Source organism: Gimesia benthica (assembly GCF_009720525.1).
Lineage (GTDB): Bacteria > Planctomycetota > Planctomycetia > Planctomycetales > Planctomycetaceae > Gimesia > Gimesia benthica.
In genome coordinates, this window is sequence record NZ_CP043930.1 from 6372269 (window position 1) to 6394306 (window position 22038).

General features: G+C 49.1%; 13 protein-coding genes and 2 pseudogenes. 4 read left to right on the plus strand and 11 right to left on the minus strand.

Annotation, left to right across the window (positions count from 1 at the left end; all coding sequences use genetic code 11):
- Nucleotides 1-192: 192 nt before the first annotated feature.
- The 3 genes from F1728_RS24765 to F1728_RS24775 form a co-directional block, all read right to left on the minus strand.
- Nucleotides 193-375, minus strand: coding sequence for a hypothetical protein (locus F1728_RS24765; protein ID WP_145188126.1), 183 nt, complete (start codon nt 373-375; stop codon nt 193-195).
- A gap of 57 nt (nt 376-432) precedes the next feature.
- Nucleotides 433-2397 carry a serine integrase family protein gene (locus F1728_RS24770; RefSeq protein ID WP_145043937.1) on the minus strand — a complete coding sequence of 655 codons (1965 nt, stop codon included), beginning with the start codon at nt 2395-2397 and terminating at the stop codon, nt 433-435.
- Nucleotides 2398-2465: 68 nt separating this feature from the next.
- Nucleotides 2466-3713, minus strand: coding sequence for a tyrosine-type recombinase/integrase (locus F1728_RS24775; RefSeq protein WP_155366309.1), 1248 nt, complete (start codon nt 3711-3713; stop codon nt 2466-2468).
- A 198-nt stretch (nt 3714-3911) separates the two neighbouring features.
- On the opposite strand from F1728_RS24775, the gene F1728_RS24780 reads away from it, so the two are divergent.
- The 4 genes from F1728_RS24780 (at nt 3912) to tnpC (ending at nt 8784) form a co-directional block, all read left to right on the plus strand.
- On the plus strand, nt 3912-5066 hold the full coding sequence (locus F1728_RS24780) for an IS256 family transposase (RefSeq protein ID WP_155363077.1): 1155 nt from the start codon (nt 3912-3914) through the stop codon (nt 5064-5066).
- Nucleotides 5067-6273: 1207 nt separating this feature from the next.
- The gene (locus F1728_RS24785; RefSeq protein ID WP_145190855.1) at nt 6274-6663 is read left to right on the plus strand and encodes a hypothetical protein; all 390 of its coding nucleotides are present in this window, start codon (nt 6274-6276) and stop codon (nt 6661-6663) included.
- Between the two features lie 20 nt (nt 6664-6683).
- Nucleotides 6684-7025, plus strand: coding sequence for an IS66 family insertion sequence element accessory protein TnpB (gene tnpB, locus F1728_RS32675; RefSeq protein WP_228030878.1), 342 nt, complete (start codon nt 6684-6686; stop codon nt 7023-7025).
- A gap of 103 nt (nt 7026-7128) precedes the next feature.
- A complete protein-coding gene (gene tnpC, locus F1728_RS24795; protein WP_194242510.1) occupies nt 7129-8784 on the plus strand; it encodes an IS66 family transposase in 1656 nt (551 codons plus the stop codon).
- 326 nt (nt 8785-9110) lie between these two features.
- Here the strand turns inward: tnpC and F1728_RS24800 are convergent, their stop codons facing one another.
- The 8 genes and pseudogenes from F1728_RS24800 to F1728_RS24830 form a co-directional block, all read right to left on the minus strand.
- The gene (locus F1728_RS24800) at nt 9111-11402 is read right to left on the minus strand and encodes a SulP family inorganic anion transporter (protein WP_194242511.1); all 2292 of its coding nucleotides are present in this window, start codon (nt 11400-11402) and stop codon (nt 9111-9113) included.
- Nucleotides 11403-12480: 1078 nt separating this feature from the next.
- Complete coding sequence (locus F1728_RS24805; protein WP_145190867.1) at nt 12481-14100, minus strand: TolC family protein; 1620 nt, start codon at nt 14098-14100, stop codon at nt 12481-12483.
- Between the two features lie 673 nt (nt 14101-14773).
- Nucleotides 14774-15190, minus strand: a pseudogene (locus F1728_RS31860) (transposase); the annotation flags it as partial.
- Nucleotides 15191-15491: 301 nt separating this feature from the next.
- Nucleotides 15492-15608 (minus strand): annotated as a pseudogene (locus F1728_RS32680) (hypothetical protein); the annotation flags it as partial.
- A 164-nt stretch (nt 15609-15772) separates the two neighbouring features.
- Entirely contained in the window at nt 15773-16624 is an 852-nt protein-coding gene (locus F1728_RS24815; RefSeq protein WP_194242512.1) for an aspartyl/asparaginyl beta-hydroxylase domain-containing protein, read from the minus strand.
- A gap of 585 nt (nt 16625-17209) precedes the next feature.
- The gene (locus tag F1728_RS24820) at nt 17210-19351 is read right to left on the minus strand and encodes an LTA synthase family protein (RefSeq protein WP_145190876.1); all 2142 of its coding nucleotides are present in this window, start codon (nt 19349-19351) and stop codon (nt 17210-17212) included.
- Complete coding sequence (locus tag F1728_RS24825; RefSeq protein ID WP_145190879.1) at nt 19348-20934, minus strand: PP2C family protein-serine/threonine phosphatase; 1587 nt, start codon at nt 20932-20934, stop codon at nt 19348-19350. The genes F1728_RS24820 and F1728_RS24825 overlap by 4 nt, the downstream gene beginning before the upstream one ends.
- A 522-nt stretch (nt 20935-21456) precedes the next feature.
- Nucleotides 21457-21987: a hypothetical protein gene (locus F1728_RS24830; RefSeq protein WP_145190882.1), complete on the minus strand. Its 531-nt coding sequence runs from the start codon at nt 21985-21987 to the stop codon at nt 21457-21459.
- Nucleotides 21988-22038 lie beyond the last annotated feature (51 nt).

The following is a 22038-nucleotide window of genomic DNA, read 5'->3' on the forward strand; positions in this document are numbered from 1 at the left end:
TACCCGCAATCACAGAGAAAACAGAACGCTGTTTTCACCCTGCGGGCATTCAATCCCCATAGTCGAAAACGCCCCTGCGGTTCAGTCCAATAGATCATATGCAGCGTGTTGAGTACCCTGAAATACCGCTCCACCTGAATGCTAACACGCTGCATATAATCCTATTTATTATGACACGTTTTGGGCCAAAATTTAGTTTTTACGGGAATCCCGTTCAGCGTCGTCCGGTTCATACTTTTTGACAATTGATCTGGCAATCAGTTGTAACAGCCGATGGACGGGGCTTCCCGGAATGACGGGGCCGGTTGGCTTCACGTTTTTCTTTTTGGTTTTGGAGTGTCTGGCTTTCAAAATAGCTCCTTTCAGATAGCGCATTAAAAAACCCCGGCAACTTGCCGGGGGCGGATCAGGAATCAATGGGGGTGTTCATTTTCAGAGCGGAGGCCGTTGATAACCGGGCTTCGGCTGAAAAGAATACTTTTTGTTCTTGTGCCTGCGCAGTTTTTTATAGTCATCAGGCGGTTCATCCAAAAATATGTAGGGACTTGTCAGTCCCTGTTCCAGCATCTGCTGATGCAGCTTCAAGGCTTTCCAGACCGCGGTCTGAGTGGGGTTACCATCCAGCCGACGGGCAATTTCCCGCTGTTCCAGTCCAGCAGCAGCCAGTCTGACAGCCTCCGGTCGGATCAATTCACGTTGAGGGGGCTCAAAGAGATCCAGAGTCAGTTCCCTGGACAGTAACTGCTGTAACTCAGTAGACGCAGCTGCATCCGGAATGCTCCCTGCAAGATTAAGGCAGATCTTAGCACGAGGCAGTAGATGACCACCGTCAATCAGCCGTACTAGGTAGACATGGATTTCCGGGACCAATTCCCGGATCAAATCACCGAATTCATGAGAGTGGATATCGACATCTTCGAGGTGATGCTGCAAAATCCCCTTGAGCTCTAATGTGGATTTCGGAAGATCGAGTTGACGAGATCTTGCATGCTCTAATGCCCTCCGGTCAAGTAATAACTGTTTTTCTCGACCCTTTAACTCGGCAAGCATCTCAGAAAGAAAATCACCATCGATATCATCGATCTCCTTGAAAAACTTTTTGAGCTTAGCGCGTTCCCGTTCAATTTCTTCCTCTTCCCGATTTAATTGATTTTCACGGGCAAGAAGTTTTTCAGGACCACCGGCATGCGTCTGCTGCACAATCTCTCGAAACTGAGAATCAATTTCATCCAGAGTCGCAACGCTATCCAGAACCACCTCCAGAAGTTTCTGTGCGGCTTCAGGTCCGTTAACCCCAACAGAGTTCCAGCAGTGCCACTCGCGGGAATTGGAGCACATCAGGTTGTCCGTCATGCCGTTCCCTCCCCACACGTAATGAAAACCGCAATAGAAGCAGGTAGCATGCTGACCAAAGGCCCGGGTCCGTTTCTTGGGAACCCGATGCCGTGAATCAGTGCCATTCTGATTTTTCTTACGTTTATAATTCGCATTTTTCTCAGCTAACGCTTTGAGAACGGGATCAATCTCATCAGGAGAGAAAAATGCCAGATGAGGTTCTTCCCGATACCGGGGACCATTCGGATTACGGACTGAGATTCTTCTGCCGGTTTCATGATGTTTGATGGAATGCTTATCTCCACGTTGCGGAAATCCTTTAAGTGTCGGATTACGGTAGAAGCGTAGCACCATACGTCCGTCCCATTGATCCTTACTGCAATAGGGACCTGGTGAAAATCCATTTTCATTAAAGTATTCCGCAACGGCTTCGCCATTGAGAGTCCGTTTGAGGATTTGAAGACCTTCGCGTATGAATATAGTTGCATCTTCCTTCTTGACCCAATCTGAGTACGACTTGGCATTGTCAGGTTTGATATATCCAGCAATAGGGCAGGGAGTGGCACCTCCGTACTTTTCAAACCGATTCATCAACTTATGTTTCAATCGAAGAGATGTATGCGTATTGTGTTTCAGATGCTCTTTGCATGCATTAAGTACATCGTCTTCCCAATTTTCATTATTAGTGTCAATAAAATCATTGGGAGAAATGACTCTGGTTCCATGGTCGACCGCAATGCCACACAGACGATGAGCTGCTGGGCCACGTACCAGGCGACCAAGATCTTCGACAATTAATAAATCCAACTCATCTGAGTTGAGCCAGTTCTCGATCTTAAGAAGTTCCGGACGGTCAAGTCGCTCACCTTTTCCCTTGGTTGTGATTATCCGGAACTCAATCTCTCCATCGTACATTTCATAGGCAATCTGTTTGCCATGATCCACTTGATCATCCAGGCTGAGTTCTTTCTGGTTTGCACAACCGGAAATACGCCCTAGAATGCCAACGATCAGGGTATGACCATTCCGTGGTTTGAGTTCATTTTCTTCTCTATAGCTCATGCTTAAAACTCCCTTTTAAATGGATATGTATTTATTAATGTGTTCAAAGCGAGTCAGTATGCTTAGACTCAGACTTTGTTAGATTTGGTCCATTGCCTCGCATAAGCGAGAGACTGGGGCCAGAAGCGAAGAGCACGTTCGATCTCTCGCTTCTGCGTGGTGGCGCGAGTGTGCGTATACACGCCTGTCATCCCCAGACCGCCACTGCGGGCGTCCTCGCTCGGTTTATGCCCCAGTGTGATCTGGCGAATGAGTGGATCGACGTTGGCATCCTGAAGCAATGTGGCAAAAGAGTGCCGCCAGCTTTTGGGGCAGGAAGACTGTTTCAGACCTGCAGACTTGGCGGTACGGATAAACGATGTCCGCACCCGCTCCGATCGAATCACGCCGGCTTCACGCCAGACGGCTCGGGCGAGCTTCTCCTCCATGGTTTGCGAAAGAGTCAGCACACTCCCTGAGTCAGCACGTGAGATGCGTTGCCGAAGTTCTTCCTGGAGTGCCATCTGGTTCAGGTTTCCCAAAAGTGAATTAAAGGGATCAAACTGGTGCCGGATAAATACAGGGCCTGACGTTCGATTGCCAATCACCCTGCGCAAGACGGCGACTGCTTCCTTGATCAAGGGGACAGAGCGTTCACGCCTGGTTTTGATTTTCCAGCACAACTCTGGTTTGTTGCGAATATGCAGCCAGCCGTTTTCCAAGTCGACCTCTTCGATCAGCAGATGGATCAGTTCGCCCGACCTTAATCCTGTCTTGGCAAGAATAAAGTGAATGGGGAACGTCCAGTCATCCGCTTTCTGGAAGAATCTCAGTTCGTCATCCGCATCGAAAACAAAGATGGGTTTGGCATCTTCGATTCTCATCCGCTCCAGGTTGAGCTTGGAGAAAGGGTTTTCGAAGTAGGGGGGAAGAAATCGTTGCTGGGCGGCATAGATATATACCGATCGACAGACTTCCAATACGAAGCGCAGGCCTTTATCACGAAGGGCCCGTTTGGCCGTGTTAGGATGGCCGTTCGGGGAAACTTTCTGCTTCCTCAGCCAGGCTACAAAATGATCTGCCCGGATCGCATGCGCCAGATCAGATGGGCGGCATTCATTGAAATAGTTTTCAAGATGCTGGGATGCCGATCGATAGCGTCTGATCGTGGCGGGAGAAGATCGCACCACGGTTTCGTGATGATTGAGGAAGGCCTGTCGCAGCTCTGAAAAACTGACAGACGTGAAGGAAAACAGAGTAGGGCTGGACGAAGCCAATTGCGCGTTGACTTGCGCCGCGATCTGCTCGGCTTCCACCTCTGTGTCAGCGACTCTCAACCGGACTGGCCGGTCTCCATCACGGTAGTAAAGATACCGTTACTGTAACATCTCTTCTGTAAATTACCTGTGTGCCGGAGTGGTGCTTGTTATTTGAGCGTAGCGAAAATAACAAGCACCACTCCGGCGAGCCCTTGAAAGGGTGGGCCAGATCGGTTTCTTTTTAATGTTTTCCACAACAGAAAAGGAACTCCAACCATGGCCCACCAACAACAATCTAACAACATTCTCGACGCTGTCCAGCTCCTGGCCGATCATGGATTCGATGAAATGTCGCAAGCACTCCAGATCCTGTTCAACGAAGCGATGAAGCTGGAACGTTCCGAATACCTCGGTGCCGAACCGTATCAACGCAGCGTAACACGCCGTTCTTATGCCAACGGTTTCAAGCCAAAATCATTTCAAAGTCGCCTCGGAAAGCTGGAACTGCAAGTGCCCCAGACACGCGATGGCGACTTTTATCCCTCTGCACTGGAACGCGGCGAACGGAGTGAACGCGCACTGAAGCTGGCAATCGCTGAAATGTATGTTCAAGGCGTCTCTACCCGTAAGGTCGCCAAAATCACCACCGAACTCTGTGGATTTGATGTCACCAGTACACAGGTCAGTCGGGCAGCGAAACTGCTCGACGAAGAGCTGGAAACGTGGCGTAATCGACCGCTGGGGCAGGTGGAATACCTGATCCTCGACGCCCGCTATGAAAAAGTTCGCGTGGAAGGCAGCGTGCGGGACTGTGCCGTGCTGATTGCGATCGGCGTCCTGGCCAGCGGTCATCGGAGCGTACTCGGAGTGTCTGTGTCGCTCTCCGAAGCCGAAGTCCATTGGCGTGAATTCCTGGGTTCACTCAACCAGCGCGGACTGCATGGCGTGAAGCTGATCGTCAGTGATGCACACGAAGGCCTGAAAGCGGCACGACAGAACATGCTCGCTGGCACGCCCTGGCAGCGTTGCCAGTTTCATTTGATGCAAAACGCGATGCAATACGTTCCCAAGGTTCATTTGCGCAAACAGGTGAGCGATGAATTACGCAATATCTTTAATGCCAGAGACCTGGATGATGCGCTGAATGAACTGAAACGGTTCGTTTCCACTCATGAAAAAACAGCTCCGAAACTGGCGAGTTGGGCGGAAGAAAACATCCTGGAAGGACTGACCGTATTTACCATCCCTGCCGGTCATCGCAAGCGGATGCGAACCACAAACATGCTCGAACGGCAGAATAAGGAATTAAAACGGCGTACCCGCGTAGCGGGACTGTTTCCCAATGAGGAGTCGTTGCTGAGGCTGGTGACCGCGGTCCTGGTGGAACTCAGCGACGACTGGGAAACCGGCATGAGATACCTGACAATTTAATGCTGATCACAGAGACCGAAGGCCCCGGAAATTTACAGAATGTTTGTTGCTTTATCAAGATACCAGGCACCGTGATGCAGATAGTACGAAACGCGCCCAACGCGTTTGCGTTGGGCAGACTTCTTGCGTCGTCTCATCAAAACCTCCTGTGCACACTGTGTGCACCAACTGTGCACCAGGGGGTTTATTACGACGCGCAAAAAACAACGCTAAGCTATTGAATTCAATAACTTAGCGCGTTTGGTCAGTTTGAAAAGCGGAGAGAGGGGGATTCTCTGACCGCTGAATTGTTGCCGGGTTTCCCATGTGTTTGAGACTATAATAATAGACTTATTCTATCAAACGTCAAGAACTTTTATCAGGAATTAATTCATTTAAGGCAAAAACGAATGCCACAAAACTGCCACAAATATTATGAGCAACTTGATAGTATAGTAGAACCACTCTCTCGCCAGCTATGACCGGTTGGCCGTGCGCAGTTCGTTATCTCCAACAGTGAATTCATCCCGAAATCAATTTCCCAATATGGAAGAGTCATTTCAGACGGTGATGATTCACTGTGTTTCGTTGCCGAACGGACTGCATTTTTCTCAGGCGTGAGAACTCGCGCAACAATATCAGGATTTCATAATAAACAGCACAGTCGGTTCATTATTAATTGCTATTTACTTTAGTTGTTTGTTGAATTATGCAGAGTCCCCAGTACTGCAACAATGCAAACATCAAAACAATATCTGCTAAGATTGATACTACCCAATTACCAGTCGAGTTAAGAGTTGCGATAGCCCAAGACTGGCGGACTCCCAAAGAGTGAATTATGCGGCCAGTTATTGAGTGTATATTCTCTCGAACTGGTCGGGACATTGATAGTTTAATGTTTGATGTAAACGTTTTGAATTGTAGAACGTTTCGATGTAGCGGAACAGGGCCGAATGTTTTCGCTTGCGATTATAAATCGTTTCGATGTAGACAAAGACGCTCAATCGCGCTGTCTGACGAGTTGTGTACCGTTTGGCCAACTCGCGCACCTCCCCCAAGGATAGTCGTTCAGGATCATAGTGGATGCAAATTTGGTCCTGACTCATGCCCTTGTTGTCCGTCGCATGGGTGGTCTCGATCCCTTCCTTTGTGTCCTTCCGGTAAGCGTGCATGATTGTTTTTTTAAATTCTGCTATCGTGAGCGGTTTCTCTTTTCAGGAGGTCGGCGATGGCGAATCAGAATCAGCGTGCACTGCCCCCGGATCTGGCCAGGGTTCGGGAGCGACTGGCGGCGTGGCGGCAGACAAAACAGCCCGGGGCGCGGATTCCCGCCCCCTTGTGGAAAATGGCGGTCAGGCTGGCTGGCAAATATGGTGTGACACGCACCGCTCGGTCGTTGAAGCTTGACTACTATGCGTTGAAGAAGCGGGTTTTCCTGGCGGAAGGGCAGCCAGCGGAGAACGGCTCGGCATTTGTCGAATTACCGTCCGTCTCTGCCCCGGCTTCCGCATGCGTGATCGAGTGGGAGGACCATGCCGGAATTTTGCGGGTCCAACTGACAGGTTATCAGGCCGCCGATATCGCGGTGGTGGGACGCAGCCTGCGAGGTTCAAACTGATGCTGGCCATTACACCGCAGATGAAGATCCTGGTCGCCACCCAACCGGCGGATTTTCGCAGGGGCATCGATGGGCTAACACGGTTATGCAAAGACACCCTGGGTGAAGACCCCTTCGCGGGGACGGTGTTTTGCTTTCGCAATCGCAGAAAGACGGCCATCAAGGTGCTGGTGTATGATGGCCAGGGTTTCTGGCTCTGTCACAAGCGTTTTTCCGAAGGGCGCCTTCACTGGTGGCCCGATGCGCGAGATGCTGCCACGCAACGCCTGGCTACTCATCAATTGTCGGTTCTGTTCTCGGCCGGCAACCCGGAGCGAACGGGAGCTGCCCCCGATTGGCGGCCCGTGGGCCCCCAGGCTTGATTGTCGCATCAGACAATTGCTCTTGCCACGCTGCGATAATCAGGGTATTTCTTCACTGAGCGAACGGACTTGGAGGCTCTGTGTTTGCCACGGATGGTGGATCATGAATCGGAAGAAACCGGAGGTCATGGAAGTGGATCACAAACGACTCCAGGATGTGGCGGACCGCGCCAGGCAATCGCTGGCTCTTCAAGATGCGGAGTTGATCGAGCGGGTTTTTGAATCCTATGAATATGTGGCGGGCCTGATTCAAGAAAAGAACATGTCGATCGGCCGGCTGCAGAAGATGCTGTTCGGCGCGAAGACGGAGAAGACCAGACAGGTCGTGGGAAATTCTGATCAGGCCGATGCCGAGCCGAACTCCGGCAAATCCGTGGAGCATACCGGGGACGCGGGCGAAACCGAGTCCGACGAATCCGACAAAAAGCCGAACGGCAAACCACCTCCCAGAGGCCACGGTCGAAACGGAGCCGACGCGTATCGCGGAGCCGAGCAGATCGAAATTCCTCACCGCTCGCTTCACGTCGGCGATCCTTGTCCGGAATGCGGGAAGGGAACCCTCTATCAAAAGCCGCCCCGCACTGTGGTGCGGATCACAGGCCAGGCTCCGCTGGGTGCCAGGACCTATGCACTGGAACGCCTCCGCTGCGGTCTGTGCGGCGAGGTCTTCACGGCCGCGCTTCCCCAGGAAGCCAGCCGCGAGAAATACGATGCCAGGGCCGGTGCGATGATCGGCCTTTTAAAATATGGAAGCGGGCTTCCCTTCAACCGCCTCCAGGGCCTGCAGGGGAACCTGGAAATTCCTCTGCCGGCCTCGACTCAGTGGGATGTGGTTTCCACTTTTGCCCCTCTACTCAATCCGGCTTTCGAAGACCTCATGCGAGAAGCCGCTCAGGGAACGATTCTCTACAACGACGACACAACCGTGAAGATTCTGACCCTGATGGGGGAACGCCGGATTCCCTTCGTGGACAATCCGGACCGCACCGGTCTGTTCACGTCCGGCGTGATTTCCACGCGGGATGGTCGCCGCATTGCGTTGTTTTTCAGCTCGCATCGGCACGCCGGCGAGAATCTGGCCGAGGTACTCAAGCAGCGCGCAGCCGAACTTGAGTCTCCGATCCAGATGTGCGATGCGCTCGCGCGGAACATGCCCCGGGAACTGGGGACGATCGTCGCCAACTGCCTGGCCCATGCCCGCCGGCAGTTCGTGGAGATTCACGATCTGTTTCCCGCAGAGTGCGGCCATGTGCTCGAAGCATTGAAGATCGTCTATAAAAATGATGCCGCTGCCCGGAAGGAGGGGCTGTCTTCCGAAGAACGTCTGGAGTTACATCAAGCCCACAGCCAACCGGCGATGACGGAATTGAAGAGTTGGCTGCATCGGCAGTTCGACGAAAAGCTCGTCGAGCCGAACTCGGCTCTGGGCACCGCCGTCAATTATCTGCTCAGACACTGGGAGAAGCTGACGCTCTTTCTGCACAAAGCCGGAGCCCCGCTGGACAATAACATCTGCGAGCGGGCTCTGAAAAAAGCGATCTGCCATCGCAAGAATTCGCTTTTCTATCGCACGCAAAATGGGGCCCGCATCGGCGACATGTTCATGAGCCTGATCCACACCTGCGAGCTCAATCAGGCGAACCCCTTCGATTATCTCACCGAACTCTTCCGCCATCCCGGCGAAGTCGCCGCCCATCCCGAACGGTTCCTGCCCTGGAACTACCGCCAGACAATCGCTGAACTCCCCAACGCTGCTTGAGCCCCCGCCGCCAGCTGGCCCCCGCTTCCCAACCGGCTCACCAAAAAATCACACCGGAAAGATTTTGCACGCTCACCGGAAGGACACCTTCCTTTGCGGTCAACAACTCGGTTAGTCGCTGAACACAGGCATCTCGTATATCCGACACACTGGGCAGAACCAGGTCAATATTTTTTCTCATCTTATCAGTCATCGTACTGTCCTATTAAATTGATTCTTCGCTGATGCTGCGCCCATTCCGGTCTTAATCCGTTTCAAGCCGTCGCCGTTGTAATACCAGCCACGGCAAATTCGACAACGAATGTCGAAGCACCGACAAGTAGAAACTATGCCGCTCTCGACCATTCGCAGTCATCACCGCCTACGTTGTCCTCGAACTGTTGGAAATTAGACGACTGCGGCGGCCGCGGGGGGGAGCTGTGAAACCTTGCGTGCAATGTATCCCAATCCAGCACGAGTGCGCCGCCCGTTGCTTGGTGCTGCTTTTCCCAATCCATCAAGTGTTGGAAGCAGGCGTGGTCGATGTAGCTCAAGCCTTTCAAGTCGATGTGCAGGACTGTACCCGACGGCACTGCTTCCAATGCCGCCGCCAACTTCGGCAGACGGATGAAGGTCGCCGAACCTTCCAGCACTAGCGTTCTACGATCACCGTCCGGGTCGCAGCGATGGGAAATTGAAAGCCTGGAAAACGTATAAATTAACTTTATGATAGAGAATCCGATTCCAACTAATACCCCTGTGAGCAAGTCCAGCGTCACCACAGCACAGGCCGTGACGACACAGATGATTCCCTCACTCCGACTTTCTTGCCACAACGCTCGAATCGCACGAATCCCTAGCAGTTTGACGCCGGTTAACACGAGTAGTGCGGCAAGAGCGGACGTAGGCAACATTCGAAGCAATTGGGGAAACAAGAGAGCAAATATCAGCAGCCATGCACCGTGAAACACTGCTGACCAACGGGTTCGAGCACCTGCATCAACATTGGCCGAACTGCGAACAATTACTCCTGCCATTGGCAACGCACCCATTAGTCCGCAGATAGCGTTGCCGACACCCTGAGCCGCTAACTCGCGGTCATAACGGGTCCGAGGGCCTTGATGCATTCGATCGACGGCGGCGGCAGTCAAAAGTGTTTGTGCACTCGTGACGAAGGCGACTATCAGTGCAACCTTCCAAACCGATGGACTAGTGAGAATCTCTGGGAGCGAACCAAAATTAACCCATTTGACAGCCGCTCCCAAACTGTCAAACTCGACCCTCTCAATGGGTAGCGCCAGGAAGGCGGAAACAGCCGTTACAACAACGATCGACACGATGACAGCCGGTACCGCCCTGAGTTTTTCCGGAACGATCCTCTTCCAGAACACCAGAATGAGCAGCGTGGCGGCACCAACGAGGGCAGCAGAAAGGTGCCCCGGGTGCCCATCGTGGCCGACGAAAACATGCGTCAGAGCCCGTGGAATGTTCACGAAGTTCACCAATGGATTTCGGTCGGGAGCATCGTCCAACGCGACATGGAACTGCTGGGAGAAAATGACGGCCCCTATTCCCGCCAGCATGCCAAGTATGACAGCGGGTGACACGGCTCGAAACCACTGTCCGAGCCGCAGGAGTCCAGCGGCGAATTGAATCAATCCAGCCAGAAATACAACGACTCCTAACATCCCGATACCCTGTTTCTCGACAATGTCGAGCAGGATAACAATGAGCCCCGCCGCGGGCCCGCTCACCTGCAATGGGCTGCCGGCAATCAATCCTACCAGAATTCCGCCGATGATGCCGGTGATCAGACCGACTTCCGCTGGAACACCGCAGGCCTTGGCAATAGCCAGGCACAACGGTAGGGCAACCATAAAGACCACCAATGAAGATGGAATGTCGCTCTTAAGTACCTCGAACCATTTCGGAGGCTTAGCGACTCGCGAAGCCTTCGGCGATCCCATGTTTTCGGGCGACCGTGAACTCGTTTCAGAATCAGGCCGGTCCGCGTGGACAACCGGCGTCTCCGCTAACGGCGCGAAGGCTTTGCTTGCTTGATCGTAGGCGAGCACGTCTCCTGTTTCGAATCGCAAGACCCAGGCGTGCAGATGAAGGGTGCCGGCAGTCAAAGCAGCAGCGACCGCTGGATGTTTCGCCAGGTTTTCGACCTGTAAGAGTACGTTCCGCTCGACTGCTTTGTTCCACAAGGCAACTCCTTCTATACTGGGGTGTTCCCTCCGGATCGTCTCGCTAGTCTCAGCGACTCGGGCTAGCCACTCGTTCGTCTTGCACAGATTGACTGCTTTTTCCGGGTGCAGGATTGCACGAACTGAACCGCAATCATAATGCCCGCAGATAATGATGTCAGTCACACCAAGTGCGGAAACGGCGTATTCGATCGTAGCCATTTCACCGATCGGACCATCGCACGGATGAACCAAATTGACCGCATTCCGTGTAACGAATAAGTTCCCTGGATCAGCCTGCATAAAGATATCGGGAAGGACGTGGGAGTCCGAGCACGTAATCAGAAACGCTTGTGGTTTTTGGCTCTGGGCGCTCCGCTCGTATTGTTCACGTCGTTCCCACAAGACATGGTTCTGGAAATGTTTCAGCCCCTCAATTAGTTTCTTCATGTGAACATCCTGTTCCTTCGCCAAGATTGGGCAGAGGCAGACAGGCTGTGACTGCCCCGACTTAGTCCGGTTTGACTCGATCCGTGACCTAGAGGACTCTAAGGGACCGATGTATGTCAAGAGTGAGTAATAACCGACGACGTAACTTATACGACGGTCACAATTTACCAATGAGTGTCCCATCTCGTGAACGCGCGTGACTAAACCGTTGTCAATGCGAGATGATTCGTATGAGATGGGGAAGCTTCACCGTCGAGTAGTACAGGACGATGGGCATCACCCAGACAACCTCAACAAAGTAGGATGCAGAGCACATGAAGACGGTCCCTAAGGGACAACACCGGTGCATCGGAAATTAGCTGCGCGATATTGGATGAGCCAATATACTGGTAGCAAAGATTGGCACCGACCATCGGCAAAACAGGATTTTCCTGGGAATCTCGATGGGTCTGTTGAATGCGCGTTGCCGGAAATGCTGTGAACTCATCACGAGATTCGCACGGGCACTTGGGCTGAGAGGGTAGACCACCACCCGATGGTAACTTCTTAACCGGAATCGGGCAGCATGGCTCGTAATCTAAGTCACCGATCGATGCTTGCGAAGCTACCCCAAGAAATAATGACGAGAAGGGTTGAAAATGGAACGGGCAGGGTAACACCCCAACCGCTGTCGAGAAGATAAGAATAGTAATCAACCCGATCCGCTGCATATGCATCTACCCTTCTGTGAAGACGAAAATGAAGTCAATATATGCACATTAAATATTCAAGGCTATCATTTCATCGGTTGGATGGAAAGTGGGGGTTGAGTCTAAATTTGGCATTCTCGAGATTATCGTGTGCATACAACATTTTCCTTGCAAAAGCAAAAAACGCCGGGGCAACATTTAAGCAATCTGGCGGAATGGAAAGCCCACGGAAACGGCGCAAAATATTATTCTGGTGGGAACGAACTTTAGAGTAGAGTCACTCACGTAAGGTTGAGGGCAAGGTTAACTCAATTTATCCATCACCACAATTTCTCCTTTCTGAAGAAGAACAAACAGTAGTGTTGCACGTCGACATTGCTCTGTTAGCTTTATTGTCCGCTCAAAGCCTGTCCGCGGTTGCTGGTGCCACCCACGCCTTGTGAGATGTCCTGAACACTGTTTAAACCACCAGAGAGGACCATGCCGTTCACGCGGACTTCGGACTGTCGCAGGTTGATCAGCGAGTTGACATAGTTGATGTTGGTTTCGAAGTACGTGCGACGTGCGGTTAAGACACGCAGGAAGTCAAACTGCTGGCTTTCGTAACCCTGGGTGGTGAGATCGAGGTTTTTCTGAGCGAGGGGCAGGATGTCTTCCCGATAACGTTCGACCTGTTTCAGCGATTTCTTGTAGTCGCGGTAAGCCTTGGAGAGTTCGACTTTGAGAGAGAGCTGCAGACGTTCAACTTCTTTGACAGAGCGGTTGTATTCGGAGTTGGCTGTTGCAATATTCCCCTGGTTGCGGTTGAAGATTGGAATGGGGAGGGCGATCTGGACGTTTGCGATATCAGAGCCGGTGGCGTTGTCATGAGCGGCACCGATCTGGGCGAGGAGGTTCGGCATGGCCTGAACTTCCTGACGGGAGATCTGAGCGCGGGCCCGATTGACGCGTGCACAAGCTGCCTGGATTTCCGGGCTGTTGGCGACGAGATTGTTGTAGGCTTCGTCCCAGTTCCATTTCACGGAGTTAACGTCGAGTTCTCCGGTGAAATTATAGTGAGACAGGTCGGGCGTACCGACGAGACTTGCCAGCTGCTGCTTGGCAGATTCAAGATCGTACTCGGCGTTCTGACGGAGGATACGGACTTCTCCCAACTGGACTTCGGCCTGCAGAATATCAGGCTGGGCAGCCTGTCCTGATTTATAGAGCGACTGAGCAATTTCGACACCGGCTTCCGCGACTTTCTCCAATTTCAAAGTGATTTCCTGCCGCTTCTGGGCACCGAGGGTGGCGTAGAACTGCGACTTGACATCGTTGCTGACGCGAAATCGCTGCGCTTCCAGTTCCCAGGAGAGCGATTGAACATCGTGGTGGGCGACATCCTGGTTGAGTTGCAGTTTGTTGCCGCGAACGTAGGTCTGGCTGAAAAAGGCTCCCTGCTGACCGGCTCTGCCATCATTTCCAATTTCGTTACCGGAATAACCAAAGACGGGGTTGGGACGCAGACCGACCTGGGTTTTGATCCCTTCGGCTTTATAGACGACCGCGGTGGCTTCCGCGAGTGTGGGGTTTGATTCCATCGCCATCTGCAATAGGCTGTCTAGATCGAGAGTCATGGCGATCAGATCCGGTTCTGCCGGAGTCTTGTCTCCTGATCCCGTTGTAGGGGCAGGGGGGATTGTTGTGCTTTTGGGTTCGAAACCGGTTTGCAGGAGTGGATCGTCGTCGCTGGAAATGTCGTCGAGCGAAATGACGATGTCCTTTTCAGTCTGTTGAGATCTGAGGTTGTCGGCGACTTCTGTACGGGAAGCATCAGCTGGCTGATTTGACTTTGAGACATTCTTTCTAACCATCTTTTTGAGCGATTTGGGAGCGTCTTCCTGCTGGGCAACATCCATTTTGGCAGGAGTTTTGTGATCAGTGACCTGCGTCTCGCCGAAATGGGCGCAGGACACTAAGCAAGAGCATGGCAGTACCATGCAGAACCGGATCAGTCGTGAACGAATCATGGTAGATTCCTTACATCATCAATAATATGTAGATTTGAGAGATATCAGAGACACTAACGGAATTGTGTCATGATTTATATGAGTAGTTTCCTCAGATCCGCGATGATGGAGCGTCGTTTGTAGAAATTGTCGATTGTGAGCCAGCTATTCTGAATCTCGTAATGCTCATCGCTAACGTTTGCAATATCGTGTGAACAAACATAATTCTGCTTCAACTGTCGGTATGTTTTGTTGGGAATCAGCACCAGAATTCGTTCCACACTGCATACGCAAAACGGACAGTTTGGCTCTGGGTTTTGATGAACAGGTTCCACCACCGAATCTACATGGCAGTGTTGATGACAAATTTGAGTTGATATCGTATGCATGTCAGAATGACAACAGTGGGTATCACAGGGAATGGTTGTCTGCGCGAGAGTCGTAATCGCGAAGCTGAGGCAGATCCAATTGTTATACCACCATCTCATCCTGAGATCCCGATAGAAAGAGAATACACAATCTCTTTAATAGATCGGTTCTTCGTATCATGCATGATAAATCAATTTTTCCGTTTCGGTCTACGGTTTGGATTTCGAAGGCCGCGCGATTGGAATAATCCGTGCAACCGGCGCAATTTATGATGTGGTCAGTACACTTACCGTTATTTCTTGTGGCAGAAAGGCGACAAATATGGCTCCCGTCGCTGAGTGGAACGAGGTTGCCCCAACACGCGGCAGTCCCGGCGTTCTGAAAGGATCTCAGGCCCCAAAATATTACGAACATAACTCACAGCCTGACATCGCTTGGCCGGGCTCAAAAGTTTCCCGAAGTGGCTTCCTTCAAGATCGCCTTATCCAGTTCCGCATCTGCCAGCATCTGCCAGCATCTGCCAGCAGCTGCCTTAAGCGTGCATTTTCCTTTTCCAGGTCTTTGAGCGTTTGTCCTGGTCGGTACGGATTCCACCGTATTCCTTACGCCAGCGATAATAAGTTTGATCAGTGATTCCCAGTTGTTTGCAGACCAGGCCAATCGTCTTGCCACGAGCCAGTTCGACTTCCGCTTCACAAAGCTTCTGAATAATCTGCTCAACAGTAAAGCGTTTTTTCGGCATTGCTCATTCTCCCAAAACTATGTCCAAAATCGATATGTTACCACATTTTAGGTGGACGCGGTTAAGGGGGCCAAGTCTATTCAGTATACGCATTATCGGTCGGTTTTCCCAGCCGACTGAAATCCAGAGTTACTTTATTGAAGTAAGCCCACCAGTCCAAACTCTTTGAAATGAACTCGGGCCCATTAAACCGGATAGCCAAATAAAATGTTGGAACTTTGTAGTCTATGGAACAGCACGTAAACTGGTTATCATTGCCTGGCTGATGCTCAAGAACAATGAGCCTTACGTTAATATTCAGGCTGCGTGCCACTTCAGCAGTGTTGAAGCCTTGCTTGGTGACCATTTTGATGGCTTCAAGTATGAACTCATTTGTAAATAACCGCCGTGTAATTTCGGGTTTAGATTTTGACTTCAACAGCTACTTGTTCATGTTGTTCATCGTCAGAATAGTTTACACTCTAGTTAGAGCGCCCACTATTCCCGGGGAGTTCACAACATTCTCTAAAAGCCTACGCGATCTTACCCAAGACAATTCATATTGAACACTGGTGGATGAAGTCCAGTCACCTAACAACCAAATCAAATATCATCGTCGAGTTTGCTATGTTCCGAAACTTCCTTGGCGGCTTGATTCCAAACGACATCCCAGTTTCTATAGAAGACTGAATTATAATTCGAAAGGCAAAACCTAATGAATCTCAAAATGCAATCCATCAAATTCGGCCAGGGTGAAGGACGCAGGATATCGACGAACAAGCAATATCGGATACTATCAGCCTGATTAAACGATTGGTGAATCAACGTATCATCGAAAATGAACAATCGACAATCCCGCCAGTAATTTGTGTGACGCCCCACCTCGATATAAGATGCTCCTTGCGGCACCGGACCAAAATTCAACAGCACTCGATACGTCAACCGTAGCGGACCAAAATGTCGAGAGGTCGATTCGTGTCCCCGAAAAGCAGATACGCCGATTGTACGGATGAACTTAAACGTTTGACAAAAAGCTGGGACGTCATCAATCATTTCGCTGTTTACCCCATACCACTTATAGAACAGCATCAGGCGCTTATGATCCTTCATTTGAGCGTTTGCGCGTTTGCATAGGTCAGCTTCATTGATTGCGTTAGCCAAATCATTCAGCTCTTGCTGATACTCCAGTGGAAGTTCGTTAAGTCGGTATACTCCTTTGTTCCAATACGGAAACGACAATAGATCAAAGAGCAAATTCATTGGCGACAGCATCCAAGTGAGGACACCATTACCGAAAAAATAGCGGGCAAAAGTGTTAGGGCTACGATCCGAATTTCTAATTACATCTAGCAGACCACAAATGATATAGAAAAGTGTAATCCAAGGAAGAAAATAGATTGCCAGCACAAGAGGAAGTCCCCGCTTCGCAACAGTTATGAGTTTCAATTTCTTCATATTGACTGCATCACTCCGATTGTGTCGAAATATTATTAAAGATAGTACTTCAGGTGGCATGCTCCCCTTAACTTGATCCATTTGTTGTGAGAGTTTCCAATAGACTTTTTCTAAGGAGACGATCATGACGAAACGACGCAGTATTCTAAATCACAGCTGCCATTCTATTGGAGATAGCGTAATCATCGTTCACACCTTGGCATGCTTCAGTAACAGAATAGTTGAGACTACAAGGAAAATTATGACGGCAGTCAACAAAAATGCGTTCCAGGGATTGGGATACCAAATCAAATCAATAATGTATGGGATAAACCTGAGTCCGACTAAGAAAAGAATCAGTATTGTATAACCCCACCGTTCCCTTGGCGTTAACTTCCGACGTTGAATCGGCTTCATGTGATTTCGTTTTCGTTTTCGTTTTTTCCGTTTGCTCATTAGTCTACAAATCGGTGTTGAGTTCTCCGCTTTTGATTTGTTGTTGTGTCACTCTCGTTTGGATTCTCCTGATCAACAAAATTAAGAGGTGGTGGAAGTCACGCATTTCACATTAATCAGACAAAAGATCTATGCGAATCTTGATCATTTTCAAAACTTTCTACCTGTCGTTGGCTTGTTATGCTGCCAGATCGGGATGTTGTGCGTATGGTGTATCTCGTGAGATTGCTCAGAAACGGATGTCTCAGCTGGAAACCAACGTTCTTGGTAGTACAAGTGATGTGCTGATTGGAAAAAACTAATCGCATCCCTGCGAAGCCTGGTATTCCTTTCCTGTTGTTGAGTTAGAGAGTATGTCTCGGTGTCTAAGCGAAATAACTCATACTTCTTCTGGCTACTAAGGACCAGCATCTGTTGATTACTTTGAAGGAGTGCCAAGTCATGATTGTGTTGCATCAACGCATAACCGGATGATGGAGCTATGCTTAGAGCATCGCGTCCGAAAAAGACGGATCGATACGTCCCACCGAGTTGTCCCATAATTGTTGGTGTAATATCAAGAGATGAAGCTAACGTCGAGCATCGTATTCCCCCACCATTACCACTTGGCAAAATCATAAGAACTGGAATTCGATATGACTTCATCGGGAACAATTGGCTTCCGTACACACGGGCACCGTGATCTCCCATCACAACGAATAATGTGTTCTTATAGAATTCATGTAATTTTGCTTTCTGAAAGAAATTCCCTAATGCCCAATCTGAGTACTTCACCGCATGTGTCCTGTTTTTCGCTTCGGAGGGCAAATCGATTCGACCACTGGGATATGTGAATGGTTGATGATTCGAATTGGTGAGAACAACCATAAAAAAGGGATTATTGCGTTTGCTCAGATCATCACATTCAATAAGTGATCGGTTGAAGATGTCTTCATCACAGGCCCCCCAAGCCGTTGTAAAGGTAGGGGCTTCATAGTCTTTCAGTTCAATAAACCTCTCAAATCCATTGGACATCATGAATGAGCGCATTCCATCGAAGATTCCATGTCCACCTTCAATAAACACCCTATTATATCCACGTGCTGCTAGTACATGAGCCAGAGTGTAGACATTATCTGAGTGGTCACGTTTCAAGATGGATTCTGTAGGAATCGGGGGCATTGAAGTTAGAACAGCCTCTAGTGCACGAGCCGTCCTGTTACCTGTGGCGTAGAAATTATCGAACAAGATACCTTCAGCAGATAGTTTGTCAAAGAAAGGAGTGAGCCCGCGATCATCGCCCAAAATACCTACGAAATCAGAGCCCAAACTCTCTTCAAGAATCACAACGACATTCCAATCACGTTGAATTCTGTGCACAGTTACTGTTCGGTCTACCGGATTAAGTGAAAATTCGTGTCGATGGTCGTTTGAAGTAATGATGCGCTGCTGAACACGCTGATTGGCTTCTTCTCGATCGATGGTAAGGTAGAACTCATCATAATCGAAACCACACGACCAGGCATAGAACACAAAACTGTAAAGCCCATTTCCGGAGCACTGGTTAACAATCCGGTTTTGAGAATATTTGGTACTACTCATACTTATTGTAGACCACAGGATACTGATCGTGAAAACGACCATAAAGAATATTCCATATCGACGACTCTTCGGAATGGGTATGTCGACTACATTCTGTGCTCGCTTTCGGATAATCACAAACAGGCTACCAGCAGTGATGAAGATGCCGAAGAACAATAATACGATGGGATATGATTCCCAAATATTGCCGAACACTTCATGTGGATAAACCAAATACTCAAAAGCGATGTAATTTAGACGTGATTGAAATTCATCAAAAAACAGGAATTCTGCAACGCATAGAAAGGGAATGAACAAAACTGTAAACAGTATTTCAAAGTGAAGAAACGTACGATTCAAACGACTAACTGAAGGTGTTTTATAAAAGAATGTATGACGAATGATTTGAGGCATCACATAGAGGAAAGTCACAAGTAAATCAAACCGTAATCCAATAATGCTTAATTGAATTAATTCGTGTGTCGCTACGGAATTCCAATCAACATATGTAAAAACTAGAATAACCCTTAACAGTGTGAATAGGACCAGAACCATGGCAATGAATTCCAGCGTAATGCGATACTGTCCCAACCAGAGTGACCAGGAATATGTCAGTTTTTTAATTAATCCCTCTCCTGACTGTGGCTTGTTGTTGTCCGCAGTCATAACGACAACCTTGCTGTTTGGGCATATCTCACGCAATTCATTGGTCGGATTTATCTGAAAAGTCATGAATCACTCATCCTTGATTTTTGTGAATTTATTTCCATTTCAGTAAGAATGTTTAGTGTTGCAAATGACTTGTTGTCATCAGTCTCGATCGTCGAAATCTCGTTCTTGTTGGCTACACATTGGAGTACCACAAGTGTTAGGTCATCGCTCAGGGTGGACTCACCTCGCCACTCGATTAGGATTTCAATAATCCGCATCACAGTGCTCTGAAGTGAAAGTACACTGCAGCGTGAAAACCATGCCGTTAGTCGTTCCTGGCCAAAGAGTTCTCCGTTCGGATTGCGTGTTTCGGTCACCCCATCACTGAAGAGTAGAATTCGGTCTCCGGTTGACAGAAAAGTAGTTTGCCGGTCCCAAACAGTACCAGCGTCCAACCCCATTAGCATTCCAGTGCTTTTTAATGAATCGAGACGTCCTGATTTTTCGAGCATTATTCCAGGAAGATGGCCTGCACTTGCCCACGAGAATTCATTGGTATCCGGTTTCCAACGAGCGAGAAACATCGATGCAAAGTTACCTGGCAACATCGTGGCAGCAAATCGTTGATTAACTTCTTGGAGTAGACTTTCAGGTTCGTATGGTGGCAGTTCAGAAGCGGCCATTAGCAGTGATTTGAGCATGGCCGCCCCCATTGCTGCCGGAACACCATGTCCAATAACGTCTGCCACGCAAATCAACCATGAACCGTCTGCCAACGGTAAAAAGTCGTAGTAATCACCTGCGACAGTATCAGCAGGTTCAAACACACATGCCGTCACTAGACCTGGGATCTGAATACCATTTGGAAGCAGATGCTGCTGGATATTTCTTGCCTTTTCCATTTGATGTCGACGTTCGCGGTCGTTTTCATACAACGTCTGGCTCATAGAATTAATGGCAGACGACAACTGATTCATCTCACAACTATTGAATGACGGAACTTCCGCTTCAAGATCTCCAGCCGAAATTTTTTCGACGGTCTTTAACAGTTGATTCAGTGGAGCCCCGATAATCTGCAACAGAACTACGTTGACGACAGTGGTTGCCAACAGACCTAATATTCCCAGGATGGAAAGCTGTATCAGGACCTTGCGACGAATAGCACGACGCACATTTTCTCGATTCTCGGAAACGAACACACTGATATTGTCTCCCGTATGATGTCCAACAATCAGCCCGAGCATATCAAGGTTATTCCACTTTATGCTCTGTGCTGTATTGGAATCAATTGCTGAAAAGATTTCTGTTGTTTCCGGTGAGTGTGGATTTGTCTGAAGTACTTTTCCGTTCAGCCGAACTATAATTTGATGACCGGGAGACGTGGAACTCCGCATCTGTTGACAGACGCAGTTGATATAACTTTGAACGTAACGAATACCATGGTCATGAATCAAATGTATGGCTGCTGCGTGAATAGCAATTGCTTCATCGTTCAGACCAGAACGCTTTTCCGTAACAACTTCTTCCATTTCGCGTTCATACTGCCATAAAAGTAATACCGCAAGGGCCGCACCAAGTGTCACATTCACTGCCAGTAGTAGCTGAAAGCGAATCGTTCGTAGATTTTTCCTGCTTGGTGGCTTGTTTATGAAAGACGGTAACATAATAGTTTCTTTCTTCAGATAGATTATTGATCATTCATTCTTCTTCACACGAGGACCTATTTGTCACATCACACAAGATTCAATTAGGATTCCCTCAAACATTACTCAAATTAGACAGCATTCCTAAGGCTGATATCTCCAAAAGTGCGCAGTCCTCTGAACTAGCAACGGGACTATAATTGTCTGACCTCAACTAGCTTACTTTTGGTCACCGATTGATTCCGTAACCTAGAATCATGTAGCTTGTGAATTTATATTTGTTAATCGGTCCCAGAGTGATTCCATAATTTGATGAACGATCATTGGTTCTTCCGCCAGATTCTCTGGCTACCATACCTATCCTCCCAGTGAGTGTCATGAAAATGCTTTTGAACACCCAATGCTCTAGGCCACCACAAAAAAAACATTTTCTCTATAGCGGACGGCATGGAAACTGTAATCCTAATGACCGCCCGCTACTAAAACCGAGTTATCTTGAATTTGATTGTTAAAACTAATTTGTTGTAGTAGTCCTTTTGAATACTAATGTTTGTGATCGTGACTTCCATGATCAGGTTCGATCTTTCCGGAATATGATTTCCCAGCAATTCGTAGAGCGAGGCGTGCATCCGCATCCTTGGCATGAAGATCTTCATTGAGTTCTTTGTCATTCGATACGAATCGTGACGATTGTCCCTCGGGATCTCCCTTGTCAGGCAAAGCAGTCAACTTGAATTGTTCCCCGCGCCCATCGTGTTTGAGATTGATCAAAATCTCTTTGGAGTCGATGGGAACAACATTTTTTGCGGTACCGTCGAGGATGTAGATTGTGACAGTACTATTCTTCTCATCGTGAATGAATTCGGCGTGGTATTCTTCTTTACCTAACTCGATAAGATGGCCATGGTGTGGGCCGTCACTCGGATGGTCGTGGGCATCAGTCTCAACTGTGGCCGGAGGTAAGTCGGGAACATCTGGATTCTGTGATTTATTGGACTCTGATGAGCAGCCAGAGAAGATTATTGCTAAGAGCAAAAAGGCTGTACTTGAGATCAAATGGTTTCGTATTATCATGAGTTGTCGCCTTTATTAAAGTTAATAAGTTAGAAAAAGCGGGTTCAGAGA

Bases quoted from the DNA above. Each gene is read 5' to 3' on its own strand.
- F1728_RS24800 (WP_194242511.1), bottom strand. From the start codon at position 11,402: ATGAAGAAACTAATTGAGGGGCTGAAACATTTCCAGAACCATGTCTTG.
- F1728_RS24830 (WP_145190882.1), bottom strand. From the start codon at position 21,987: ATGATAATACGAAACCATTTGATCTCAAGTACAGCCTTTTTGCTCTTA.
- F1728_RS24780 (WP_155363077.1), top strand. From the start codon at position 3,912: ATGGCCCACCAACAACAATCTAACAACATTCTCGACGCTGTCCAGCTC.
- tnpC (WP_194242510.1), top strand. From the start codon at position 7,129: ATGAATCGGAAGAAACCGGAGGTCATGGAAGTGGATCACAAACGACTC.
- tnpB (WP_228030878.1), top strand. From the start codon at position 6,684: ATGAAGATCCTGGTCGCCACCCAACCGGCGGATTTTCGCAGGGGCATC.
- F1728_RS24785 (WP_145190855.1), top strand. From the start codon at position 6,274: ATGGCGAATCAGAATCAGCGTGCACTGCCCCCGGATCTGGCCAGGGTT.
- F1728_RS24820 (WP_145190876.1), bottom strand. From the start codon at position 19,351: ATGACTTTTCAGATAAATCCGACCAATGAATTGCGTGAGATATGCCCA.
- F1728_RS24765 (WP_145188126.1), bottom strand. From the start codon at position 375: ATGCGCTATCTGAAAGGAGCTATTTTGAAAGCCAGACACTCCAAAACC.
- F1728_RS24825 (WP_145190879.1), bottom strand. From the start codon at position 20,934: ATGTTACCGTCTTTCATAAACAAGCCACCAAGCAGGAAAAATCTACGA.
- F1728_RS24815 (WP_194242512.1), bottom strand. From the start codon at position 16,624: ATGAAGAAATTGAAACTCATAACTGTTGCGAAGCGGGGACTTCCTCTT.
- F1728_RS24770 (WP_145043937.1), bottom strand. From the start codon at position 2,397: ATGAGCTATAGAGAAGAAAATGAACTCAAACCACGGAATGGTCATACC.
- F1728_RS24805 (WP_145190867.1), bottom strand. From the start codon at position 14,100: ATGATTCGTTCACGACTGATCCGGTTCTGCATGGTACTGCCATGCTCT.